The following is a 21900-nucleotide window of genomic DNA, read 5'->3' on the forward strand; positions in this document are numbered from 1 at the left end:
CCCCGCGCGGCCCGTCGCACCCCGCGGCGGGCCGTGCGCGGTCCCCGGCCGCGAGACCCGGGCTGGCCCCCTCTCCCGGACGGACCCTAGGGTCCGGGCATGGCGGCGATCGAGGTGGACGGCCTGGTCAAGCGGTACGGCGACCTGCGGGCGGTCGACGGGGTGAGCCTCGAGGTCGCCGAGGGCGAGTTCGTCGGCATCCTCGGCCCCAACGGCGCGGGCAAGACGACGACCCTGGAGATGATCGAGGGGCTGCGGCAGCCCGACGAGGGCAGCGTGCGGGTCCTCGGCGAGGCGGTGTGGCCGCGCAACCCGAGGCTGCTGCCGCGGATGGGGGTGCAGCTCCAGGCCTCGGCGTTCTTCGAGCGACTCACCGCCCGCGAGCAGCTCCGAACCTTCGCCTCGCTGTACTCCGTGCCGGTGACCGCGGCCGAGGAGTGGCTCGAGCGGGTCGGACTGGTCGAGAAGGCCGACACCCGCGTGGAAGACCTCTCCGGCGGCCAGGCCCAGCGGCTCTCGATCGCCTGCGCGCTCGTGCACGACCCCGAGGTCGTCTTCCTCGACGAGCCCACCGCGGCGCTCGACCCGCAGGCCCGGCGCAACCTCTGGGACCTGCTCGCCGGGCTGAACGACTCGGGCCGCACCGTCGTGCTCACCACGCACTACATGGACGAGGCCGAGGTGCTCTGCGACCGGGTGGCGATCATGGACGCCGGCCGGGTCCTGGAGGTGGACACCCCCGCGGCCCTCGTGCGCGGGCTCGATGCGCCGACCCGCGTGAGCGTGGGTCCCGGCCAGGTGAGCCTCGACGAGGCCCGCGCGATCGACGGCGTCGACGAGGCCACCGAGTCGGTCGACGGCGTCGTCCTCACCACCCGGTCACCGGCCGCGGTGCTGACCCGGCTCGCCGAGCAGGACCGCCTCGACGGCGTCCAGATCAGGACCGCCACCCTCGAGGACGTCTTCCTCGACCTCACCGGGCGGGAGTACCGAGCCTGATGCCCGCGACGACGGCGACCTTCCGGGCGCTCTCCCTGGCCATCATCAAGGGCTTCCTGCGCGACAAGGCCTCGGTGTTCTTCGCGCTGATCTTCCCGCTGATGTTCCTGGTCCTGTTCGGCGGCATCTTCGGCGACCAGGGCCAGTCGAGGGTCGAGCTCGTGCAGGTCGGCGACGTGTCGCTGGTCGACGACCTGCCCGCGGGGGCGCGCGAGGTCTTCGACGACACCTTCGACGTCACCCGGAGCGACGACCTCGCCGCGGCGCTCGAGGAGGTCCGCCGGGGCGACGCCGACGTGGCGGTCGAGATGCGGGGCGACACCCTCGTCGCGCACTACACCCAGACCGACCAGGTCGGGGCCGCCATCACCCAGGGCACGCTGCGCTCGTTCGTCGACGGCGCGAACGTCGCGGCCACGGGGTCGCCGCCGACGTACACGCTGGAGACCGAGCGCGTCGAGGACGACTCGCTGACCACGATCCAGTTCGTGACCCCCGGGCTGCTCGGCTGGGCGGTGGCGATGAGCGCGGCGTTCGGGGCGGCCGCGACGATCCAGGGCTGGCGGCAGTCGAAGCTGCTGCGGCGGCTCCAGCTCGCGCCGGTCTCGACGCGCACCGTGGTCGGCGCGCGCGTCGCCGTCGCGATCGGGATCGCCTTCGTGCAGATGGCCATCTTCCTCGGGCTGGGCGCCGGCGCCTTCGGGCTGCAGCTCACCGGGTCGTGGTGGATGTCGATCCCGCTCCTCGTCGTCGGGACGCTCTGCTTCATGTCGGTCGGCCTGCTCGCCGGGGCGATCACCACGACCACGGAGGGCGCGGTGAACGCCGCCAACTTCATGGTGCTGCCGATGGCGTTCCTCAGCGGCTCGTTCTTCCCGCTCGACGCGGCGCCGGCCTGGCTGCGCGCGGTGTCGAACGTGCTCCCGCTCAAGCACCTCAACGAGGGCATGCTCGACGTGATGGTGCGCGGCCAGGGACCGGGCTCGGCGGTGCTGCCGATCGTGATCCTGGCGGGGTTCGCGCTCGTGGTCAGCCTGGTTGCCGCCAGACTGTTCCGGTGGGAGACGGCGTGAGCCGGACCCGACCCACGACCGGCTGAGGGGAAGCGATGGAGCTCCACGAACACCTGTACGACCTCGGGGTGCGACGCGGGGACGCCGTCTTCGACGACGCCGACGTGCTGCGCGGGGCCCTGGAGGGCTCCTTCGCCGACGTCTCGACGGCGGCCGAGCGCGGCCTGCTCGTCGACGCCGTCCGGTCCGGGGTCTTCGGCTTCCTGGTCGACCGGCTCGTCGCGGGCGTGCCCGTCGACGAAGCCGTCGGCGACGCCGGCGACCGGCTCGCCCGGGTGCCCGGCGGTGACCCCGCGGCCGCCCGCTGGGCGTGTGCCGCCCTGGCCTACGCGGTCGGCCGGGCCGACGACGCCGACGTCCGGCGGCACCCGCGGCCCGGCGCCGCTCCTGGTGCCGGACCTGGTGCCGGACCCGAGCCCCACCTCGCGCCCGACGACACCCGCGAGCGGATGCCGGCGGTACCCGCCCTGGCGCCGACGTCGATCCCGGTGCCGGTCCCAGCGCCGGTGCCGCTGGAGGGGCGCGAGGACGTCGTGTCGCGCGCCGGCTCGCGGGCCGAGCGCGGCGGGGCCCGTCGGCGCTGGCCGGTCGTCGCGGCTGCCGTGCTCGTGCTCGCGCTGGTCGCCGGCGTCGTGGCGGCGGTGGTGCTCGGTGGCGACGAGGAGCCGGCACCCACCGGGGGAGGCGTCACGACGCCGTCGGCGAGCCCGAGCGAGACCGAGACCGAGACGATCGACCCGGACGGGACGGACCCGGCCGCGGTGAACGCCAGGTACAGCGGGCTCGCGGAGGCCGTCGTCCCCGACGACGTGATGTGCACGACCGCCGGGCGCGCCCGTGCCCGGGGCGAGAGGCTGACCTGCGAGCTGCCGACCGGCACCCTCGAGCTCGTCACCTACCCCTCGGCCGCCGCGCTGGAGGCCGCCCGGGAGGAGCGGGTCGAGCACGACATCGGCACCGTCTACGAGGCGACGACCTCCGGCACCCTGATGGCCTTCGAGCGCGAGGACGACGCCGGCGCGCCCGTGCGGGCCGCCGTCTACTGGGACGACGCCGTCGCCCAGCAGTCCGCGACGCTCACCGGGCCCCGCGGCACCGACCTCGACGACCTCGTCGCCGAGGTGCGGGCGCGGGTCCCGTCGGTCGCCTACCCGACCGGCCCCTCCGCCCCCGGCCTCGTCGACTTCCTCGGCGGGTGGCTCGACGTCGAGAAGTGCCTCCGCATCGAGACCGCCGTCGACCTCGAGCTCGAGGAGAGCTTCTGCGACCCCACCGGCCCGGTCGAGGTCTTCGTGGGCCGCTTCGAGTCCGAGGAGGCCCTCGAGGCCTACCGCGCCTTGACCCTCGCCGTCGCGAAGGACAGCGAGCGTCCGCTGCGCACGTGGGAGGCCAGGCGGGGCAAGGACGACGGCGCCCTCTACGAGTACACGACCGCGGCCGGCCGCCCGGTCCGCTACTGGGACCTGCCCGGTTGCGCCTGCTACGCCGAGGCCACCCTCACCCGGGGCGACGCCGACAAGCTCGCCACCTGGTGGCGCCGCGGCCCCGGCGTCGAGGGCGACTGAGCCGCACGCGCGCCTTGCGACCCGAGACCGAGCGGCTGGCCTGGTGGTCGAGGAGGCCGTCTGCGGCCGTCTCGAGACCACGCAGAGGTCGGCGCGGGAACCCACTCGCAGATTGTCGAACACAGTAGCGATTGTCTGTCGGCCGGCGTATGATGGATCCATGGCCGCAGCCACCGCCCAGCTTGCCGACCCGGCGCTGGTGGCGGTGCGCACCCACCAGGCGGCGACCCGCCGGGCCGAGGTCGCGACCCTGGTCTCGGTCCTCGACTGGGCCCGCGAGCACACCACCGATGACGACCCCCACACCGTGACGTTCGGCGAGCGGCCGCTCCCGCTGGGTGGTGTCGGCTGCCCGGTCGTCGAGGAGTTCGCCGCCTACGACCTCGCCGCCGCGATGGGCATGAGCACCGACGCCGGGCTGGGCTACCTCGGCCGGGCCCTCGAGCTCCGCTACCGGCTTCCCCGGCTCTGGGCAGCGGTCCTCGACGGCCGGCTCCCCGTCTGGAAGGCCGGTCGGATCGCCGAGTCGACGATGCGCCTGCCCGTCGACGGCGCGGCGTACGTCGACGCCCGACTCGCCCAGGCCGTCTCCTCGATCACCTTCACCCAGCTCGACCGCCTCGTCACCGAGGCCCTCGCCCGCCACGCACCCCAGGACGTCGCCCCGCCCGCTGACGAGCGGTACGTCGCGATCGACCTCACCCACGCCACCCTCGACGGCAACGCCCGCCTCGAGGGCGTGCTGTCCGTGCCCGACGCGATGGACCTCGAGGACGCCCTGCGCACGGGCGCGGCGACCCTGGCCGAGGCCGGGTGCGAGGAGCCCCTCGACGTCCGCCGCTCGATCGCCCTCGGCGACCTCGCCCGCGGCGACCAGCCCCTCGACCTCACCAGCCAGCCCACCCGGCCGCTGGTCGTGCACCTGCACCAGGACTCACCCGACCTCGGACGCTCCGAGACCACCCGGAGTCCGGTCACCGTCGAGACCATCCAGACCTGGTGCGCCACCGCTACCCACGTCACCATCAAGCAAGTCATCGACCTCCACGACCACGTCCACGTCGAGGCCTACGAAGCCCCCGACCGCTTGCGCGAACAGATCGAGCTGCGCGACCTCACCTGCGCCTTCCCCCACTGCCGACGACCCGCCACCCGCTGCGACCTCGACCACATCACCCCCCACGACCTCGGCGGGCCGACCTCCACCGACAACCTCGCCCCCCTCTGCCGACGACACCACCGCGCCAAGACCCACGGCCGCTGGCGCTACACCACGACGACGCCCGGCACCTACCACTGGACCGCACCGTCGGGCCTCACCTACCGACGAGACCACCACGGCACCACACCACTCGACCCACCACCAGCCGAGCCGGCCGAACCCTGACCACCCCGCCCCACGCCCCGCCCACGGCTGGGCCGTCGGCACGCCCGGGTCCCCTGAGGTCAGCTCGCCTTCTTGGCGGCCGTCTTCCTCGTCGTGGTCTTCTTGGCCGCGGTCTTCTTGGCGGGGGCCTTCTTCGCCGCGGTCTTCCTGGCCGGCGCCTTCTTCGCGGGGGCCTTCTTCGCCGCGGTCTTCCTCGCCGGCTTCTCGTCGGTCCCGTCGTCGGAGTCGTCGTCGGCGTCGGTGGCCTCGCCGCGCGCGCTCTTCGCGTTCTGCACCGAGCGCTGCAGGGCGGCCAGGAGGTCGACGACCTCGCCCGAGGACTTCGTCGAGGTGGGGGTCCGCTTGATCTCGCCGCCCTCGATCTTGGTCCGCACCAGCTCCTGGACGGCGTCGGCGTAGTCGTCCTCGAAGTCGCCGGCGTCGAAGTCGCCGGCGAGGGTCTCGACCAGCATGTTGGCCATCTTGACCTCGGAGTCCTTGATCTCCCCGGTGTCGATGGTGAAGTCGGGCTGGCGGATCTCGTCGGGCCACATCATCGTCTGCAGCACGATCACGTCGTCGCGCACGCGCAGCACGGCGACGGTGGTGCGCTGGCGCAGCGCGACGGTGACGACCGCCATCCGGTCGGCGTCGATCAGCGCCTGGCGCAGCAGCGCGTACGGCTTGGCCCCGCTCTTCTCCGGCTCGAGGTAGTAGGACTTCTCGAAGAGCATGGGGTCGATCTGGTCGGTCGGGACGAACTTCTCCACCGCGATCTCGCGCGAGGACGTCGAGGGCAGCTGCGCCATGTCGTCGTCGCTGAGGATGACCATCTCGCCGTCCTCGGTCTCGTAGCCCTTGGCGATGTCGGCGTAGGCGATCTCCTCGCCGTCGATCGCGCAGACCCGCTGGTACTTGATCCGCCCGCCGTCGCTGGCGTGCACCTGCCGGAACGACACGTCGTGGCTCTCGGTCGCCGAGTAGAGCTTCACGGGCACGCTGACCAGTCCGAACGAGACCGCACCCTTCCAGATCGCGCGCATGCTGAGGCCTTTCGAGGTCGTGTGCTCCTACGAGTCGCACCAGTCTGACGGGTGCGGCGGGCGAAAGTCACCGCCCGCAGGCAGGATGGCCCCATGCGTCCCATGCTCGCCACCAAGGGCGACCACGTGCCCACGGGCGAGGAGTGGGCCCACGAGGTCAAGTGGGACGGCATGCGCATCCTCGCCGACACCCGCCCCGCCGGCCGGGCGGGCGGGAGCGGCACCCGGCTCACCAGCCGCAACGACAACGACGTCACCGCCGCCTGGCCCGACGTCGCCGACGCGCCGCTCGCCGACCGCGACCACCTCGTCGACGGCGAGGTGATCGCGCTCAACGAGCGCGGCCTGCCCGACTTCCGGGTCCTCCAGGAGCGGATGCACGTGCGGCGGGCCACCTCGGTGGCCCGGCTGGTGCACCAGGTGCCGGTCACGTTCATGATCTTCGACCTGCTCCGCCTCGACGGCCGCGACCTGCTCGCCGAGCCGCTCGCCACCCGCCGCGCACTGCTGGCCGAGACCTTCGAGGGCAGCGCCTGGCAGGTGCCGCCGTCCTACGACGACGGCCCGATGCTGCTCGACGCCACCCGCGAGCAGGGTCTCGAGGGCATCGTCAGCAAGCGGCTCTCCGCGCCGTACCGCCCGGCGGAGCGCTCGCCGCACTGGCTGAAGTTCGCCCACCGCCACCGGGAGTCCTTCGTCGTCGGCGGGTGGCGGCCGCAGGAGGGCACCACCGACCGCCTCGCCGCCCTGCTCGTCGGCGAGCCCACCCCCGACGGCCTGCGCTACCGGGGCCGGGTCGGCAGCGGCATCGCGGCCAGGCAGAGCCGGGTGCTGGCCGAGGCGGTGGCCGGGCTGGCCCGCGCCGACAGCCCGTTCGCCGACGAGGTTCCGCGCGTCGACGCGCTCGGCACCCGGTGGTGCGAGCCGGTGCTCGTCGTCGACGTCGACTCCCACGGGCGCGGGTACGACCGGCTGCGCCAGCCGTCGTTCCGCGGCCTGCGCACCGACCTGGGAGCAGCCGACCTGTGAGCCCGCGCGAGCGGCCCCAGCAGCGGGTCGAGAAGGAGGAGCTCCACGTCGACGTCGACGGTCGGACGCTCAAGATCAGCAACCTGGCCAAGGTGCTCTACCCGCGCACCGGCACGACCAAGGGCGAGGTCCTCGACTACTACGCGCGGATCTCCCCGACGATGCTCCCGCACCTGCGCGACCGCGCCGTGACCCGGATCCGGTGGCCGCACGGCGTCCAGGACGCGAGCTTCTTCGAGAAGAACGTCCCGCCCGGGACACCGTCGTGGGTGCGCACCGTCACCGTGCCGACCACCGGCTCGCGCGGCTCGAGCCGGCACGGCGACACCCTGGTGTTCCCGGTCGTCGACGACCTCGCCACGCTGACCTGGATGGCCAACCTCGCAGCGCTCGAGCTGCACGTGCACCAGTGGCGGGTCGGGCGCAACGGCCGCCCCCGCAACGCCGACCGGGTCGTCGTCGACCTCGACCCCGGCGAGCCCGCCGGGCTGCACGAGTGCTGCCAGGTCGCGCTGCTCGCGCGCGACAAGCTGGCCGAGCGCGACCTCGTCGCCAAGCCCGTGCTCAGCGGCAGCAAGGGCCTGCACCTCTACGCCGACCTGCCCCGGCGCCTCCCGCCCGACGAGTCGACGGCGCTGGCCAGGGAGATCGCCGAGGAGCTCCAGGGCGAGCACCCGAAGCTCGTCACCGCGACGATGACCAAGGCCAAGCGGGGCGGCAAGGTGTTCTTCGACTGGTCGCAGAACGCCGGGTCGAAGACCACCGTCGCGCCGTACTCGCTGCGCGGGCGGGAACGTCCCTACGTCGCCGCACCGGTCGCGTGGGACGAGGTCGAGGAGGGCGCCGAGGACCCCCTCGGCCTGGAGCAGCTGCGCCACGACGAGGTGCTCGACCGGGTCGCCGACCTCGGCGACCTCTTCGCCGGCTGACCCCGCCACGGCCTGTTACCGAACTTTGGGACCGGTGTGGGCTCGCGGTGGGCACGCCGTGGCTCCGGTCGGCCTAGCGTCGTAGACAGGTGAGGAGCAGCGCGTCGTGCAGGGCCGCGCGAGCCTCCGGAGTGGCCACATGTCGCACTTGGCTCCGGACACCGTGTCGCACCCCCTATGCTCCCCCCTATGGGCCACAGAGTGCTCGTCGTCGAGGACGAGGAGGACATCGCGTTCCCCCTTGTCCGGACGCTGGAGCGTGAGGGCTACGACGTCGGCTGGGTCGACAGTGGCCAGAAGGCCCTCGACGAGCTCTCCGGGCGCTCCGCCGACGTGGTGATCCTCGACCTCGGTCTGCCCGACATGGACGGCCTCGAGGTCTGCAAGGAGGCCCGCGCCGCCGGGTTCGAGGGCGCGATCATGATCGTCACCGCCCGCGCCGGAGAGCTCGACCGCGTCGTCGGCCTCGACTACGGCGCCGACGACTACCTCGCCAAGCCGTTCGGCCTCGCCGAGCTGCAGGCCCGCGTCCGCGCGCTGCTGCGCCGCACCGGCGCCGGCTCGGCCCACGACGAGCCCGACGACGGCCTGCGGATCGACGTCGACGCCCGGCGCGTGTACGCCGGCGACGTCGAGGTGCCGCTGACCGGCAAGGAGTTCGACGTGCTGTCGATCCTGGCCGCCAACAAGGACAAGGTCGTCTCCCGCGGCCGGCTGATGGCCGACGTCTGGGACGAGAACTGGTACGGCTCCACCAAGACCCTCGACGTGACGATCGGGCGGCTGCGGCAGAAGCTCGAGAGCGTCGGCGTGACCGAGCGGGTCGTCGCGGTGAGGGGCGTGGGCTTCCGCCTCGAGGCTCCCGCGCCCGATGCGTGAGCGACTCACCACCGCGTTCATCGCGATCACGCTCCTGCTGCTCGTCGGCGCGGGGCTGATCCGCAGCCACGCCAGCGACAGCGCGGTCCGCGCCCACGAGGCCGCGGACGTCGCCGCGACCGCCGAGGCGATGGGGGCGGTCATCTCCGACGCGGTCGCCGCCGGCGGCGTCCTGGACCGGGAGCTCCTCAGGCCGTTCCTCACCCCGCGCAGCCGGATCGTGATCAAGCGCGAGGACAGCACGCGTGTGGTGCTGACCGGCGCCGACTTCGACCCCGGTGCCCCGGCCGACCAGCTCGCGTCCGCGGTGATCCTCGGCGACGGCGAGGAGGTCGAGCTGACCAACGTGCACGACCAGACGCTCGAGGGCGTGTGGGGCGACCGGTTCGAGGTGCTCGCCGTGTTCGGGCTGCTGGCGATCCTGGCCGGCGTCACGGGCTACCTCGTCGCGCGGTCGCTCTCCGCCCCGTTCCGGCAGCTCGCCGTGGCGGCCGCGGCGCTGGGGCGCGGCCGGTTCGACCTCGACCTCCCGCGTGGCGGCGTGCCCGAGGCGCGGGCGATCGCCCTCGCGCTCGCGAGCAGCGCCACCCAGATGCGCGAGCGGATGGAGCGCGAGCGCGAGTTCGGGCAGCACGCGTCCCACGTGCTGCGCACGCCGCTGACCAGCCTGCGGTTCCGGCTCGAGGAGATCATCGAGGACCCCACGCTGTCCGGCGAGGCCCGCGACGCCACGATCGGCTGCCTCCGGGCCGTGGGCCGGCTCGACCAGGTGGCCGGCGAGCTCGTCGAGCTCGGCGGCCGCGGCGTCCTATTGGCCGGGGCGGCGCTGCCGCTGCGCGACCTCGCCACCCAGGTGGCGCAGCGCTGGGCCGACGTCCTCGACCTCGACCACCGCTCGCTCAGCGCCGCCGTCGAGGGCGACATCGAGCTGCGCTTCACCCCGGGCCCGGTCGAGCAGGTGCTGGACCTGCTGCTCGAGGACGTCCTCCAGCACGACACCGGTGCGGTCCGCCTGGTGTTCGAGGGTGCCGCCAGCCGCCTGCAGATCGACGTCAGCTGCGTCGACGCCAACGGCACGCGCCGCGCCCCGGCCCGGGCGGCCGAGGAGCGGATCCAGGTCGTGCTCGACTCCCTGGGCGGGCGGCTCGAGCGACCCGCCGACGGCTCCGCGCTGCGCCTGCACCTGCCCCGTCGCTGAGCGGGGCCCGCCGCTCAGGCGACGGTGGTGACCAGGCCGGCCGCCGTCAGCACGGAGGCGAGCGCCGCGCGGGTCCGGGCGTCGAGGACGCCGTCGGGGCGCAGGCCGTGGTCGGCCTGGAAGCGCCGGACGGCGTGCCGGCTGCGCGGGCCGTCGACGCCGCTCGGCAGGCCGGGGTCGAAGCCGAGCGAGACCAGCGCGCGCTGCACGCCGACCAGGCTCCCGACGTCGATCGCCCAGGCCTCGCGCAGGTCGGTGGGGCCGAGCGGGCCGCCGACCGGCACGGGCGGCGCGTCGGGGTGCTGGAAGAAGGTCACCGCGATCGTCGTCTGGGTCATGCTCAGCTCGAGGTAGGACGAGTACAGGTCGATCCCGGTCGTGCGGCCCGCGACCAGCTCGCCCAGGGCCAGGTGGAGGTGCGGGCGGACGCCGTCGACGCACAGCACCGCGCCCAGCGGCTCGCCCTGGGCGACCCGCGCCCCGACCTGGAGGCGCGCGGGCACGTCGGTGAGGAAGGTGTGGAAGGCCGAGACCCGCCCGCTCGGGTCGGCGACGGTCAGCCGGACGCCCCTGGCGGTGTCGTCGACGCGCTCGGTGACGCGGCCCTCCAGCGTGGCGCGGACCGTGCTGCCGGGCGCGGCACCGAGACGCATCGCGGCGCTGTCGTGCCAGTCGAGGTGGGCGTGGGTGCCCGCACCGGGCCCGCCGAGACCGCCGGTGAAGGCCGGCCCGAGCGGGCCGGCGAGGGTGAGGTCGAACGCGGTCACGGGTGCTCCTCCTCCTCGGCTGGGTGCCCGAGGACCTGGCGCCCCCCGGCACCCTCGACGGTAGGCGCGACACGGAGCCGTGCGTATGCCCCGAGCGGGCCTTGACCGGGTGCCGTCCGGGGGGTACGCGGCTAGTCAGTGCCCGCGCCGGCGCCTGGTCAGGCGGCGTCGTCCGATCCACAGCGGGTCCACCGTTCGGTGACGATCCGGCCGCCCCCTTCAGCGGGGTCCGGCGCCGGTCGACAAGGGAGGTAGCGGCACCCGCCGCTCCCCCCGACCCACGACGCGCACCCGCGACCCACGAGCCAGGACCGAGCGATGACGAGCCACCGAGCGCCGACCCGACGGCGGTACGCCCTGCGCGACCTGCCGGTCGTGCCGGTGCGCCGGATCCTGTTCCTCGGCACGTGCAGCCTGCTCACCGCCGCGGGCATCGCGACCGGGCTGGTGGCCTCGGCCACCGCCGGACCGGGTGAGTCCGCCGTCCGGGTCGACGTCGAGCCGGTGTCCCTGCCGGCGCGGGTCGCCCCGCCCCCACCCGAGCCCGCCCCCGTCGTCGGGGCCCTCGACCCGCCCGCCGTGCTGGACGAGCGGGACGTGCCGACCCCGGTCGTCGCGACCCCGGGCCGCGTCGGCGACCAGGACGTCGCCGAGGTGCCCTCAGCGGCGGTCGCGGCCTACCAGCGGGCCGCCACGGTGGTGGCCGACCCCCGGGTCGGCTGCCAGGTCAGGTGGACGACGCTCGCCGCGGTCGCGCGGGTGGAGTCCGACCACGGCCGCCGCGGCGGGGGAGACCTCGACGAGGTGGGCCGCGCGACGCCGGCCGTGCACGGCGTCCCGCTCGACGGCGAGGACGGCCGCGACCGGCTCCGCGACACCGACCGCGGTCGGGTCGACGGCCTGCGCCGCTGGGACCGGACGTCCGGACCGGTCGGCCTCCTGCCCGCCGAGTGGGCGGTCTACGGCGTCGACGCCGACGACGACGGTCGCCGCGACGTCCAGGACGTCGACGACGCCGCGCTCGCGCTCGCCGTCCGGCTGTGCGGGACCGCGCTCGACCTCGACGAGCACGCGGAGCTGCAGGCGGCGCTGACCGCGCACCGGCCCTCCCGCGGCTACGTGCACCAGGTGCTCCGTGTGGCCCGGGCCTACGCCGCCGACGTCCGGGAGCAGGACGCGTCGCCGTCGGCCGAGCTGCCCGTCGTCGTGGCGCACGAGCCCGTCGTCGAGGAGGAGCCGGAGGAGCCGACGGAGGAGCCGACCGGGGAGCCCACGGAGGAGCCGACCGAGGAGCCGACCGAGGAGCCCGTGGGGTCGTGGGGCGACCGGCGGCCGGGTCCGCGACGATAGCCCGGTGATCACGGTCGAGTGGTGCGAGCCGGTCGACGGCCCGGCGCTGCGCGACCTGCTGGACGCCGACGAGGTGGCCCGGGTGCAGCGGCTGGTCCGGCCCGAGGACCGGGCCCGCTTCGTGACCGGGCGCGCGCTGCTGCGGACGGCGGCGGCCGCGGTCGTCGGCGGCGAGCCGCGCGCGGTCGTCGTCCGGGTGCGGTGCGCGCGGTGCGGCGGCCCGCACGGCAAGCCGGCCGTCGACGGGCTCGAGGCCTCGATCGCGCACTCCGGTGACCGCGTGGTGCTGGCCTGGCGCGAGCGCGGGGCGGTCGGCGTCGACGTGGAGGAGCGGCGCCCGGGCCGGGTCCTGGCGAACCTCGCCGACCAGGTGCACGCCCCGGGGGAGCGCAGCGACAACCTGCTGCTCACCTGGGCCCGCAAGGAGGCGGTGCTGAAGCTGCGCGGGGTCGGCCTGACCGAGCCGATGACCGGCGTCCGGCTCGACGGCCCGGGGGTCCGGGTCACCGACCTCGACCTCGGCGCGGGCCACGTCGCCGCGGTGGCGGCGCACGACACGGCGGCCGTGACGGTGCGACGATCACGGCCATGAGCCGCGCGCCGTCCGTGACCGACCTCCGTGCCCTGCCCGCGTCGTACACGACCGAGGTCACCGCCGACCTCGTCGACGCCAACGGGCACCTCAACGTGCGGCACCACGTGGCGCTGCACGACGAGGCCGGCTGGGCGTTCTTCGCCGACCTCGGGTTCACCCCGGAGCGGATCGAGGAGGGGCGGCACAACTTCTTCGACCTCGAGCACCACGTGCGCTACCTGGCGGAGGCACGCCTGGGCGAGCGGCTCTCGGTGCGGCACCGGCTGGTCGCGCGCACCAGCAAGGCGCTGCACCTGGTCTCCTACCTGGTCAACGACTCGACCGACGCAGTCGCCAGCACCCTGGAGGTCGTCACGCTGATGGTCGACCTCGACACCCGTCGTCCGGTCGACCACACCGCCGAGGAGGCCGCCGTCCTCGACGCCCGCCTGGCCGCCGACCGGGCCCTCGGCTGGGACGCCGGGCTGAGCGGCGTCCTGGGACTGCGACCCGCCCGCCCCTGACGCAGCCGGACGAGTCGGGTCCTCCCGACCGGAGGATCAGCGGCGGCGGAACCACCGGGGGCGCGAGCTCGCCCTGCCCCGGTGCGCGGCGACCAGGGCCGCCTTCTCGCGGTCGTGGGCGACGCCCAGGTCCCGGGCTGACTGGTCGTCACCCGAGTCGATGGCGGAGTTGATGGCACGGACGTAGGAGGTGTGCAGGGACTGGAGCTCCTCGGCGAGGACGATCTCGGTGGTGGTGGTCATGTCCATCTCAGCAACGACGGCTCTTGGATCGTTCCAAGAACGGCTCCGTTGTGACTCGACGAACACCGGGGCGGTGCTGCGTCGGCGTCCTCGTGGCGCTGGTTGAGGGCAGCGGGTGGGGTGGGTGGTGCTGGGGAGGTCTCGTGGTGCGCACTGCGCGGGGTCCTGTCCACAGGCCTGACATTGCCTCTGTTCGCGGAGGGTTTCGAGGCTTACATTCGTTCGATCGCAGGCTTTCTCACTCGGGAGGGGGATGCCTGATGTCGGTGCAGACCCCTGACGACCTCCGGTCGGTCGTCGAGCAGCTCGACCTGCACGTGCGCGAGCTGGTGCGGCGCGAGGGCGTCGATCCGCAGCAGGACTCGGCGGTGGTGCGTCGGATCGCGGAGTCGGTGGTGCGCGCGCACGACGAGCGGAGCCTGACCGGACGGGTCGCGCCGGTCGGCGACGTCGGGGCGCTGGTCGGTGAGCTGGTGGCGCGGGTCTCGGGGTTCGGTGCGTTGCAGGTGTTCCTCGACGACCCAACGGTCGAGGAGGTGTGGATCAACGACCCGTCGCGGGTCTTCGTGGCGCGCAACGGTCGGCACGAGCTGACCAACCTGGTGCTGACGCAGGCGCAGGTGACCGAGCTGGTGGAGCGGATGTTGAAGAGCAGCGGGCGGCGCCTCGACGTCTCGACGCCGTTCGTGGACGCGATGCTGCCGCAGGGGCACCGGCTGCACGTGGTCCTGGAGGGGATCAGCCGGGGGTTCAGCGCGGTCAACATCCGCAAGTTCGTGCTGCGGGCGGGCCAGCTCGACGACCTGGTCGAGCTGGGGAGCCTGAGCCAGCGGGCGGCGGCGTTCCTGGAGGCGAGCGTGCGGGCCGGCCTGAACATCCTGGTCGCCGGCGGCACCCAGGCCGGCAAGACCACGCTCCTGAACTGCCTGGCCGCCGCCGTGCCCGGCGGCGAGCGGGTGGTCTCGGCCGAGGAGGTCTTCGAGCTGCGCTTCCCACACCCCGACTGGGTGCCGCTGCAGACCCGGCAGTCCGGCCTGGAGGGGACCGGCGAGATCCGGTTGCGCCACCTGGTCAAGGAGGCGCTGCGGATGCGGCCGAGCCGGATCATCGTCGGCGAGGTGCGGGCCGAGGAGTGCCTCGACCTGCTGCTCGCGCTGAACGCCGGCCTGCCGGGCATGTGCACCCTGCACGCCAACAGCGCGCGGGAGGCGCTGGTGAAGATGTGCACGCTGCCCCTGCTGGCCGGGGAGAACATCTCGGCCCGCTTCGTCGTGCCGACCGTGGCCTCGTCGGTCGACCTCGTCGTCCACCTCGGCATCGACCACCGCGGCGTGCGCCGGGTCAACGAGATCGTCGCCGTGCCCGGCCGGGTGGAGAACGACGTCATCGAGGCCGAGCCCCTCTTCGTGCGGCACGGGCAGGAGCTGCGCCGCACCCACGGCATGCCGTCGCGGCTCGAGCTCTACGAACGCGTCGGGATCGACGTTCACCGGCTCCTGAACGACGGGCGCTGAACATGGGCGCCGTGGTGGGTCTCGGGGTCGGTGTCGGGCTGCTGCTCGTCTGGTCGGCCTTCGCCCTGCCGCGCCGCCCGGGGAGGACCGTCCGGGAGCCCGGTCGCACCGCCCGGCTCCTCGCCGCCGCGGGGATGGGCGAGGTGTCGCCGACCGGTTTCGTCGCCCTGTGCCTGGGCTGCGGCGCCGTGGTCACCGTCGTGATCCAGGCCGTGTCGTCGACGCCGCCGGTCGCCGTCGCGTTCGGCGTGATCGGGGCCTACCTGCCGGTCGCCGTGGTCGCCGGCCGGGCCCGGCGGCGGCAGCGCGAGTTCGCCGAGGTCTGGCCGGAGGCCATCGACAACCTCGCCTCCGCGGTCCGGGCCGGGCTCTCCCTGCCCGACGCGCTCGCCGGGCTCGCGGTCCGCGGCCCGGAGCCGCTGCGGCCGGCCTTCGACGCCTTCGCGCTCGACTACCAGGTCAGCGGTCGGTTCGGCGACTGCCTCGACCGGCTCAAGGACCGGCTCGCCGACCCCGTCGGGGACCGCGTCGTGGAGGGTCTGCGCATCGCCCGCGAGGTCGGTGGCGGCGAGCTCGGCCGGCTGCTGCGCAACCTGTCGGGCTACCTGCGCGACGACCAGCGCACCCGGTCCGAGCTCGAGTCCCGCCAGGCCTGGGCGGTCAACGGGGCCCGCCTGGCCGTCGCCGCACCGTGGGCGGTGCTGCTGTTCATGTCGACCCAGTCCGAGGTGATCGAGCGGTACCGCTCACCGGCGGGCGCCGTCATCCTGGGCATCGGTGCCGGCACCTGCCTGCTCGCCTACCGCGTGATGATGCGGATCGGGCGGTTGCCCGCGGAACGACGGATCCTGTCGTGACCGCGGCGACCTGGGGCGCGGTGCTCGGCGGCACGTCCGCCCTCGGGTTGCTCCTCGTCGCGCGCCGGGTGCTGGTGATCCGTCGACCGCAGCTCGCGGTCCGGGTCCTGCCCTACGTCCGCGACCTTCCGCAGACCGGGGGCCTGGCGCGTGCCGTGCGACCACCGACCTCGGCCGCGGTCGGGGTCTTCGGGCCACCGCTGCGGGCGGCCGCCGACGGCGTCGAGCGGGTCCTCGGCGGCGCGGCGTCGGTCGAGCGCCGGCTGCGCCGGGCCGGCATCGACAAGACCGTGCACGAGCTCCGCGTCGAGCAGGTCCTCTGGGGCCTGGTCGGCTTCGCCGTCGTCGCGGCCTACTCCGTCCTGCGGGCCCTGGCCGGTCCGACCCCGTCGCTCGGCCCGCTGGTGCTGTGCGCGGTGGCCTTCGCCGCCGGGGTGCTGGCCCGTGACAGCTGGCTCACGAGCCAGGTCAAGGCCCGCGAGCGCCGGATCCTCGCCGAGTTCCCCACCCTGGCCGAGCTGCTCGCCCTCGCGGTCGCGGCCGGTGAGGGGCCGGTCGCGGCCCTCGACCGCGTCGTCCGCCGCAGCGGCGGCGAGCTCTCCCACGACCTCGGCCGGGTGCTGGCCGCGGTCCGCACCGGCGAGCCGGTCGGAACGGCCTTCGACGCGATGGCCGCGGCGACCGGGCTGCCCCTGGTGTCCCGGTTCGCCCAGGGCATCGCCATCGCCATCGAGCGCGGGACGCCGCTCGCCGACGTCCTGCACGCCCAGGCCGGCGACGTCCGCGAGGCCGGCCGCCGCGAGCTGATCGAGGTCGCCGCCCGGCGCGAGGTGCTGATGATGGTGCCGGTGGTGTTCCTCGTGCTGCCGGTGACCGTCGTCTTCGCGTTCTGGCCCGGCCTGATCGGACTGTCCCTCACGATCTCCTGAGTCCCTGGTATCTCGGAAAGGAACCACCATGGGAAAGCTCCTCGACCACCTGCTCCGCCTCCAGGTCGCGCTCCTGGTCCACCTCGTGCCGCGCCTGGTGCCTCGCTCGGGACGACGGCGTCGGGACGACCGCGGCGACGTCCCGGGCTGGGTGCTCGTCACGGTGATGAGCGCGGCCATCGTGATGGGCATCTGGGGCATCGCGAAGCCGCAGCTGGAGCAGATGCTGCAGGCCGCGCTCAACAAGGTGAAGTAGTGGCCGCCCCTGGCCGGCGTGGTCGGTGCGCACGGCGTCGGCGGGGCGAGCGGGGTGCCGCGGTCGTCGACTTCGTGCTGGTGCTCATCGTGCTGGTCCCGCTCCTGCTCGGGATCATCCAGCTCGCGCTCGTGCTGCACGTGCGCAACACCCTGGCCTCGGCGGCCGCCGAGGGCGCCCGGTATGCCGCCACCCAGGACCGCGGTCCCGGCGCGGGGGAGGCGCGCACCCGTGACCAGGTCGACGGCGCGATCTCGGGCCGGTTCGCCGACGACGTCACCGTGCGCCGGGTGACGGTGGGCGGCGTGGCGATGGTCGAGGTCGTCGTCCGGGCGAGCGTGCCGGCGCTCGGGATCGGCGGCCCGGCCGTGCAGGTCGAGGTCCGGGGGCACGCGGTGGAGGAGCCGCCGTGAGGCCGCTCTTCTCCCGGGGGCCCCGCGACGAGCGCGGCAGCGCGATCGTCGAGCTGGTCTGGCTCGGCGTCCTGCTGCTGGTGCCGATGGTGTGGGTGGTGATCACGCTCTTCCAGGTGCAGGGCGGCGCGTTCGCCGCGACCACGGCGGCCCGCTCGGCCGGACGGGCGTTCGCGCTCGCCCCGACCGACGCCCAGGGCGAGGTCGCCGCGCGGCAGGCCGCCCGCCAGGCGCTCGACGACCAGGGCCTCGACGGGATTCCGGTCACCGTGCACGTCTCGTGCACCCCGTTCCCCGACCAGTGCCACAGCGGGACGTCGGTCATCACGGTTCGCGTCGAGACCGCCGTGACGCTGCCGCTCCTGCCCGACGTCCTCGGCAGCGGCCGCCCGCGGTTCGCCCTCGACGCCACCCACACCGTGCCGATCGGGCAGTACCAGGAGATCACCGGTGCGGCGCAGGAGTAGCCAGCGCGGCTCGGTCAGCCCGCTGGTCGTCGGCTTCGCCGTGGTGCTGCTGATGCTGGTCGCGGTGGTCGTCGACGCCAGCCAGGCGTTCCTCCGGCGCCAGTCGCTGGCCACCCTCGCCGAGGGTGCGGCCCTGCGCGCCGCCGACCTGGGCGCCGAGGGCCGCGAGGTCTACACCGGCGGCCTCGGCGACGACCCGCTCGCCCTCACCCCGGGCCGGGCCCGCGCCGCCGTCGGCGACTACCTCGCCGACGTCGGCGCGTACGGCGAGCACCCCGGCCTGCGCTACGACGTCCGCGTCGCCGGCAACCGGGTCGAGGTCAGCCTGACCGCCCGCGTCGAGCTGCCGCTCACCTTCCCCGGCACCGACGGGCACGCCAGCGTCACCGTCACCGGGGCGGCGATCGCCGACCCCGAGTGACCTCACCCGCTCGTGAGGACGACGAGTCGCTGGGTCGCGCGGGTCATCGCGACGTACCGGTCGACCGCGCCCGCGATGCCCTCGCCGAAGGAGTCCGGGTCGAGGAGCACCACGAGGTCGAACTCGAGGCCCTTCGCCAGCGCCGGGGTCAGCACCCGCACCCGCGAGGACGCCGCCACGACAACGCTGTCCAGGACGCCCTCGACGGTGCCGGAGGCGGTGATCACGCAGGCCGTGCCCTCGGCGTGCGCGGCCAGCCACCCGTCGAGGACGTCGTCGAGGTCGGCACGCGGACGGTGCTCGACGGGGGCGCCGCCACTGCGCACCGACGTCGGCACGTTGGCGTCGGGCAGCACCGCCCGGATCACCGGCTCCGCCTCGGCCATCACCTCCTCCGGCGTGCGGTAGTTGATGCTCAGCGACGCCACGGTGACGTGGTCGAGACCGACCCGGGCCAGCCGCTCCTCCCACGTCCCGGCGAACCCGTGCCGGGCCTGCGCGCGGTCACCGACGATCGTCAGGCTGCGCGAGGGGCAGCGGCGCAGCAGCATCCGCCACTCCGCGTCGGTCAGCTCCTGCGCCTCGTCGACGACGACGTGCACGAACGGGCCCCCGAGCACGTCCGGGTCGGCGGAGGGGACGGCGTCCACGTCGACCAGCCGCTCGTGCAGGTCCACCTGGTGCAGCATCGACAGCGCGTCGACGTCGTCGCCGGCCTCGAGGATCCGGTCGACGGCCTCGCCGATCTGCACGCGCTGCGCCGCGGCGGAGGCCTCCTGACGCCGCCGCCGGCGCGAGGCCGTGGGGTCGCCGAGACGCTGGCGGGCGGCGTCCAGCAGCGGCAGGTCGGCCGTGGTGAAGGCCTGCGGGTCGGCGCGCTGCAGGGCTCGGACCTCGTCGGGCGCGAGCCACGGTGCGCACCGCCGCAGGTAGGCCGGCACCGACCACAGGTCGCCGACGACGTCGGCCGCCTCGAGCAGGGGCCAGGCCCGGGTGAGGGTCTCCACCAGGTCGGCGTCGGCCCGCAGCGCGCGGGCCAGCTGCTCGGGCGGCACGTCGGCGTCGTCGACCCTGTCGGTGAGGATCTCGACCAGCGCCTCCCAGACCTGGTCGCGGGCCTCGTTGTGCGGGGTGCCGGGCTCCGGTGCGGCGAACGCCTCGGCCCAGTCGGCCGTGCTGACCCACAGGTCGGCCCACGGGGTGTCGACGGCGAGCCCCTCCGACGGCGGCTCCTCGTGCAGCGCGACCGCCGGCTCGATCGCCCCGACCATCGCGGCGGTGGCCTTGAGCCGGGCGACCTCCGGGTCGGTCTCGACCGTCGCGGTCGCACCCTCGGTGACGAGGTCGAGCAGGGTGCAGGTCCGCACCCCCTCCTCGCCCAGGCTCGGCAGCACGTCGTCGACGTAGGACAGGTAGGGCTGGTGCGGTCCCACGAAGAGGACGCCGCCGCGCCGGTGCCCGAGCCGGGGGTCGGCGTGGAGGAGGTAGGCGGTGCGGTGCAGCGCCACGACGGTCTTGCCGGTGCCCGGGCCGCCGTCGACGACCAGCGCGCCCCGCGAGCCGGCCCGGATGATCGCGTCCTGGTCGGCCTGGATGGTGCCGAGGACGTCGCGCATCCGGGCCGAGCGGCTGGCGCCGAGGCTGGCGACGAACGCCGACTGGTCGTCGAGCGCGGCGGCGTGGCCGGCCAGCCCGGCGTCGGTGAAGACCTCGTCCCAGTAGTCGCTGACCCGGCCGGCGGTCCAGCGGTAGCGGCGCCGGCTGGTCAGCCCCATGGGTCGTGCGTGCGTCGCGCCGAAGAACGGCTCGGCCGCCGGGGAGCGCCAGTCGAGCAGCAGCCGGTCGCCGGCGCGGTCGGTGAGGCCGAGACGACCGACGTGGACGTGCTCGCCGTCGTCGAGAACCATGTGGCCCAGGCACAGGTCGAGCCCGAAGCGCTGCAGCGTGCGGAGCCGGGCGGTGAGCCGGTGCACCTCCAGGTCGCGGTCCAGGGCGGCCTGGCCGATGCCGCCGGCCTGCCTGCGGGCGGCGGCGATCCGTTCGGTGAGGTCGGCGACCGACGCCTCCAACGCGGCGCGGACGGCGGCGAGGTGCGCCTCGTCGGCGGCGACCAGGGACGGGTCGGCCTTGGCCGCGAGCCGGTCGGGCAGGGCGAACGCGGACGGTGCCGCGGGGGTGGGGGAGGAGGTCACGGCCGGTGATTCTGGGCGTGGTCGGGGGTCTTGCCGCAAGCCCCGGGGTCGGCTATACCTTGGGAGTGGAAGGGAGCCGGTCTCCCTTCCTTCACGTTTTTCCACCCTCGTGAACGGGTGGCCGGCGAGCACCGACGGGGACGACGTGCCCACCGGCGAGTAGCCTTGCTCCTTGTGGCAGGCCCCGACTTCGACACCGAGATCAAGCAGCTCCAAGCGACGATGCACACGATCGGCCAGGTCCTCGACCTCGACGGCATGCGCGTCGAGATCGACGACCTCGGCGAGCAGGTCGCGGCACCCGACCTGTGGGACGACGTCGACCGCGCCACCAGCATCACCGGCCGGCTCTCCGCGCTGCAGGGCACCCTCGACCGCTTCCACGAGCTCGAGACCCGCATCGAGGACGCCGGCCTGATGCACGAGATGGGCCAGGAGGAGGGCGACCCCGACACCATCGCCGAGGCCGACCGCGAGCTGGAGAAGGTCCGGAAGGCCGTCGAGTCGCTCGAGGTCCGCACCCTGCTCAACGGCGAGTACGACGCCCGCGAGGCCCTCGTCTCGATCCGCTCCGGCGCTGGTGGCGTCGACGCCGCCGACTTCGCCGAGATGCTGATGCGGATGTACGTGCGCTGGGCCGAGCAGCACGACTACAAGGTCGAGGTCTTCGAGACCTCCTACGCCGAGGAGGCCGGGCTCAAGTCCGCCACCTTCGCCATCCACGCGCCGTACACCTACGGCACGCTCAGCGTCGAGGCCGGGACCCACCGCCTGGTGCGGATCAGCCCGTTCGACAACCAGGGCCGGCGCCAGACCAGCTTCGCCGCGGTCGAGGTCGTGCCGGTGCTCGAGCAGACCGACGAGATCGACATCCCCGACGAGGAGATCCGCGTCGACGTCTACCGCTCCGGCGGCCCCGGCGGCCAGAGCGTCAACACCACCGACTCCGCCGTCCGGCTCACCCACCTCCCGACCGGCACCGTCGTCTCCTGCCAGAACGAGAAGAGCCAGCTGCAGAACAAGGCCAGCGCGATGGTCGTGCTCAAGGCCAAGCTGCTCGCGCGCAAGAAGGCCGAGGAGAAGGCGCACCTCGACTCCATGCGCGGCGACGTGCAGGCCAGCTGGGGCGACCAGATGCGCAACTACGTGCTGAACCCGTACCAGATCGTCAAGGACCTCCGCACCGGCTACGAGGAGGGCAACCCCTCCACCGTCTTCGACGGCGACCTCGACGGGTTCCTCGAGGCCGGCATCCGCTGGCGCCGCGGCTCCGAGAAGGCCGAGTCCAACTAGCCCGGGCGCGGGGGCGCGC

23 protein-coding genes are annotated in these 21900 nt (G+C 74.3%); 19 read left to right on the forward strand and 4 right to left on the reverse strand.

Features of this window, described 5'->3' with window-relative positions:
• Positions 1-99 precede the first annotated feature (99 nt).
• The 4 genes from FE634_RS04350 (at position 100) to FE634_RS21550 (ending at position 5024) form a co-directional block, all read left to right on the forward strand.
• Positions 100-999 carry an ABC transporter ATP-binding protein gene (locus tag FE634_RS04350; protein ID WP_137292452.1) on the forward strand — a complete coding sequence of 300 codons (900 nt, stop codon included), beginning with the start codon at positions 100-102 and terminating at the stop codon, positions 997-999.
• Positions 999-2072 (forward strand): ABC transporter permease, encoded by a 1074-nt coding sequence (locus FE634_RS04355; RefSeq protein ID WP_138875198.1) that lies wholly within the window; start codon positions 999-1001, stop codon positions 2070-2072. The genes FE634_RS04350 and FE634_RS04355 overlap by 1 nt, the downstream gene beginning before the upstream one ends.
• Positions 2073-2107: 35 nt before the next feature.
• The gene (locus FE634_RS04360) at positions 2108-3637 is read left to right on the forward strand and encodes a hypothetical protein (protein ID WP_138875199.1); all 1530 of its coding nucleotides are present in this window, start codon (positions 2108-2110) and stop codon (positions 3635-3637) included.
• 160 nt (positions 3638-3797) lie between these two features.
• Positions 3798-5024, forward strand: a complete 1227-nt coding sequence (locus FE634_RS21550; RefSeq protein ID WP_148240376.1) for an HNH endonuclease signature motif containing protein — start codon at positions 3798-3800, stop codon at positions 5022-5024.
• Between the two features lie 59 nt (positions 5025-5083).
• On the opposite strand, the gene ku is transcribed toward FE634_RS21550, so the two are convergent.
• Positions 5084-6046: a non-homologous end joining protein Ku gene (gene ku / locus FE634_RS04370; RefSeq protein WP_148240377.1), complete on the reverse strand. Its 963-nt coding sequence runs from the start codon at positions 6044-6046 to the stop codon at positions 5084-5086.
• A gap of 93 nt (positions 6047-6139) precedes the next feature.
• On the opposite strand from ku, the gene FE634_RS04375 reads away from it, so the two are divergent.
• From FE634_RS04375 to FE634_RS04390, 4 genes are all read left to right on the forward strand, one after another.
• Positions 6140-7075, forward strand: coding sequence for an ATP-dependent DNA ligase (locus tag FE634_RS04375; protein WP_148240378.1), 936 nt, complete (start codon positions 6140-6142; stop codon positions 7073-7075).
• A complete protein-coding gene (gene ligD, locus FE634_RS04380; RefSeq protein WP_137292458.1) occupies positions 7072-8004 on the forward strand; it encodes a non-homologous end-joining DNA ligase in 933 nt (310 codons plus the stop codon). The genes FE634_RS04375 and ligD overlap by 4 nt, the downstream gene beginning before the upstream one ends.
• Positions 8005-8193: 189 nt before the next feature.
• Positions 8194-8883, forward strand: coding sequence for a response regulator transcription factor (locus FE634_RS04385; RefSeq protein WP_262347572.1), 690 nt, complete (start codon positions 8194-8196; stop codon positions 8881-8883).
• Positions 8876-10081 carry an ATP-binding protein gene (locus FE634_RS04390; RefSeq protein ID WP_138875202.1) on the forward strand — a complete coding sequence of 402 codons (1206 nt, stop codon included), beginning with the start codon at positions 8876-8878 and terminating at the stop codon, positions 10079-10081. The genes FE634_RS04385 and FE634_RS04390 overlap by 8 nt, the downstream gene beginning before the upstream one ends.
• A gap of 14 nt (positions 10082-10095) precedes the next feature.
• Here the strand turns inward: FE634_RS04390 and FE634_RS04395 are convergent, their stop codons facing one another.
• Complete coding sequence (locus FE634_RS04395) at positions 10096-10848, reverse strand: peptidoglycan-binding protein (protein WP_138875203.1); 753 nt, start codon at positions 10846-10848, stop codon at positions 10096-10098.
• Positions 10849-11166: 318 nt separating this feature from the next.
• Between FE634_RS04395 and FE634_RS04400 the strand changes: the two genes are divergently transcribed.
• From FE634_RS04400 to FE634_RS04410, 3 genes are read left to right on the forward strand one after another with little or no spacing between them, the layout of a single operon-like run.
• Positions 11167-12198, forward strand: coding sequence for a lysozyme family protein (locus tag FE634_RS04400; protein ID WP_138875204.1), 1032 nt, complete (start codon positions 11167-11169; stop codon positions 12196-12198).
• Between the two features lie 4 nt (positions 12199-12202).
• Positions 12203-12790 (forward strand): 4'-phosphopantetheinyl transferase family protein, encoded by a 588-nt coding sequence (locus FE634_RS04405; RefSeq protein ID WP_138875205.1) that lies wholly within the window; start codon positions 12203-12205, stop codon positions 12788-12790.
• Complete coding sequence (locus FE634_RS04410) at positions 12787-13296, forward strand: acyl-CoA thioesterase (protein ID WP_138875206.1); 510 nt, start codon at positions 12787-12789, stop codon at positions 13294-13296. The genes FE634_RS04405 and FE634_RS04410 overlap by 4 nt, the downstream gene beginning before the upstream one ends.
• A 36-nt stretch (positions 13297-13332) precedes the next feature.
• Here the strand turns inward: FE634_RS04410 and FE634_RS04415 are convergent, their stop codons facing one another.
• Positions 13333-13539: a hypothetical protein gene (locus tag FE634_RS04415; protein ID WP_138875207.1), complete on the reverse strand. Its 207-nt coding sequence runs from the start codon at positions 13537-13539 to the stop codon at positions 13333-13335.
• Positions 13540-13799: 260 nt separating this feature from the next.
• Between FE634_RS04415 and FE634_RS04420 the strand changes: the two genes are divergently transcribed.
• The 7 genes from FE634_RS04420 to FE634_RS04450 all read left to right on the forward strand — a co-directional run bounded on the left by FE634_RS04420 (position 13800) and on the right by FE634_RS04450 (position 18396).
• Positions 13800-15053: a CpaF family protein gene (locus FE634_RS04420; RefSeq protein ID WP_138875208.1), complete on the forward strand. Its 1254-nt coding sequence runs from the start codon at positions 13800-13802 to the stop codon at positions 15051-15053.
• A gap of 2 nt (positions 15054-15055) precedes the next feature.
• The gene (locus FE634_RS04425; RefSeq protein WP_138875209.1) at positions 15056-15910 is read left to right on the forward strand and encodes a type II secretion system F family protein; all 855 of its coding nucleotides are present in this window, start codon (positions 15056-15058) and stop codon (positions 15908-15910) included.
• The gene (locus FE634_RS04430) at positions 15907-16839 is read left to right on the forward strand and encodes a type II secretion system F family protein (RefSeq protein ID WP_138875210.1); all 933 of its coding nucleotides are present in this window, start codon (positions 15907-15909) and stop codon (positions 16837-16839) included. Before FE634_RS04425 ends, FE634_RS04430 begins: the two co-directional genes overlap by 4 nt.
• A 28-nt stretch (positions 16840-16867) precedes the next feature.
• Positions 16868-17095, forward strand: a complete 228-nt coding sequence (locus FE634_RS04435) for a hypothetical protein (protein ID WP_222847669.1) — start codon at positions 16868-16870, stop codon at positions 17093-17095.
• A gap of 80 nt (positions 17096-17175) precedes the next feature.
• The gene (locus tag FE634_RS04440) at positions 17176-17508 is read left to right on the forward strand and encodes a TadE/TadG family type IV pilus assembly protein (protein WP_262347573.1); all 333 of its coding nucleotides are present in this window, start codon (positions 17176-17178) and stop codon (positions 17506-17508) included.
• Positions 17505-17975 (forward strand): hypothetical protein, encoded by a 471-nt coding sequence (locus FE634_RS04445; protein WP_138875212.1) that lies wholly within the window; start codon positions 17505-17507, stop codon positions 17973-17975. The genes FE634_RS04440 and FE634_RS04445 overlap by 4 nt, the downstream gene beginning before the upstream one ends.
• A complete protein-coding gene (locus tag FE634_RS04450) occupies positions 17959-18396 on the forward strand; it encodes a pilus assembly protein TadG-related protein (RefSeq protein WP_262347574.1) in 438 nt (145 codons plus the stop codon). The genes FE634_RS04445 and FE634_RS04450 overlap by 17 nt, the downstream gene beginning before the upstream one ends.
• Before the next feature lie 2 nt (positions 18397-18398).
• On the opposite strand, the gene helR is transcribed toward FE634_RS04450, so the two are convergent.
• Positions 18399-20588, reverse strand: a complete 2190-nt coding sequence (gene helR, locus FE634_RS04455; RefSeq protein ID WP_138875213.1) for an RNA polymerase recycling motor ATPase HelR — start codon at positions 20586-20588, stop codon at positions 18399-18401.
• 174 nt (positions 20589-20762) lie between these two features.
• Here helR and prfB point away from each other — a divergent pair, with 174 nt between their 5' ends.
• Positions 20763-21881 (forward strand): peptide chain release factor 2, encoded by a 1119-nt coding sequence (prfB, locus tag FE634_RS04460; RefSeq protein ID WP_137292471.1) that lies wholly within the window; start codon positions 20763-20765, stop codon positions 21879-21881.
• Positions 21882-21900 lie beyond the last annotated feature (19 nt).

This window comes from Nocardioides sp. S-1144, assembly GCF_005954645.2.
Classification (GTDB): Bacteria; Actinomycetota; Actinomycetes; order Propionibacteriales; family Nocardioidaceae; genus Nocardioides; species Nocardioides dongxiaopingii.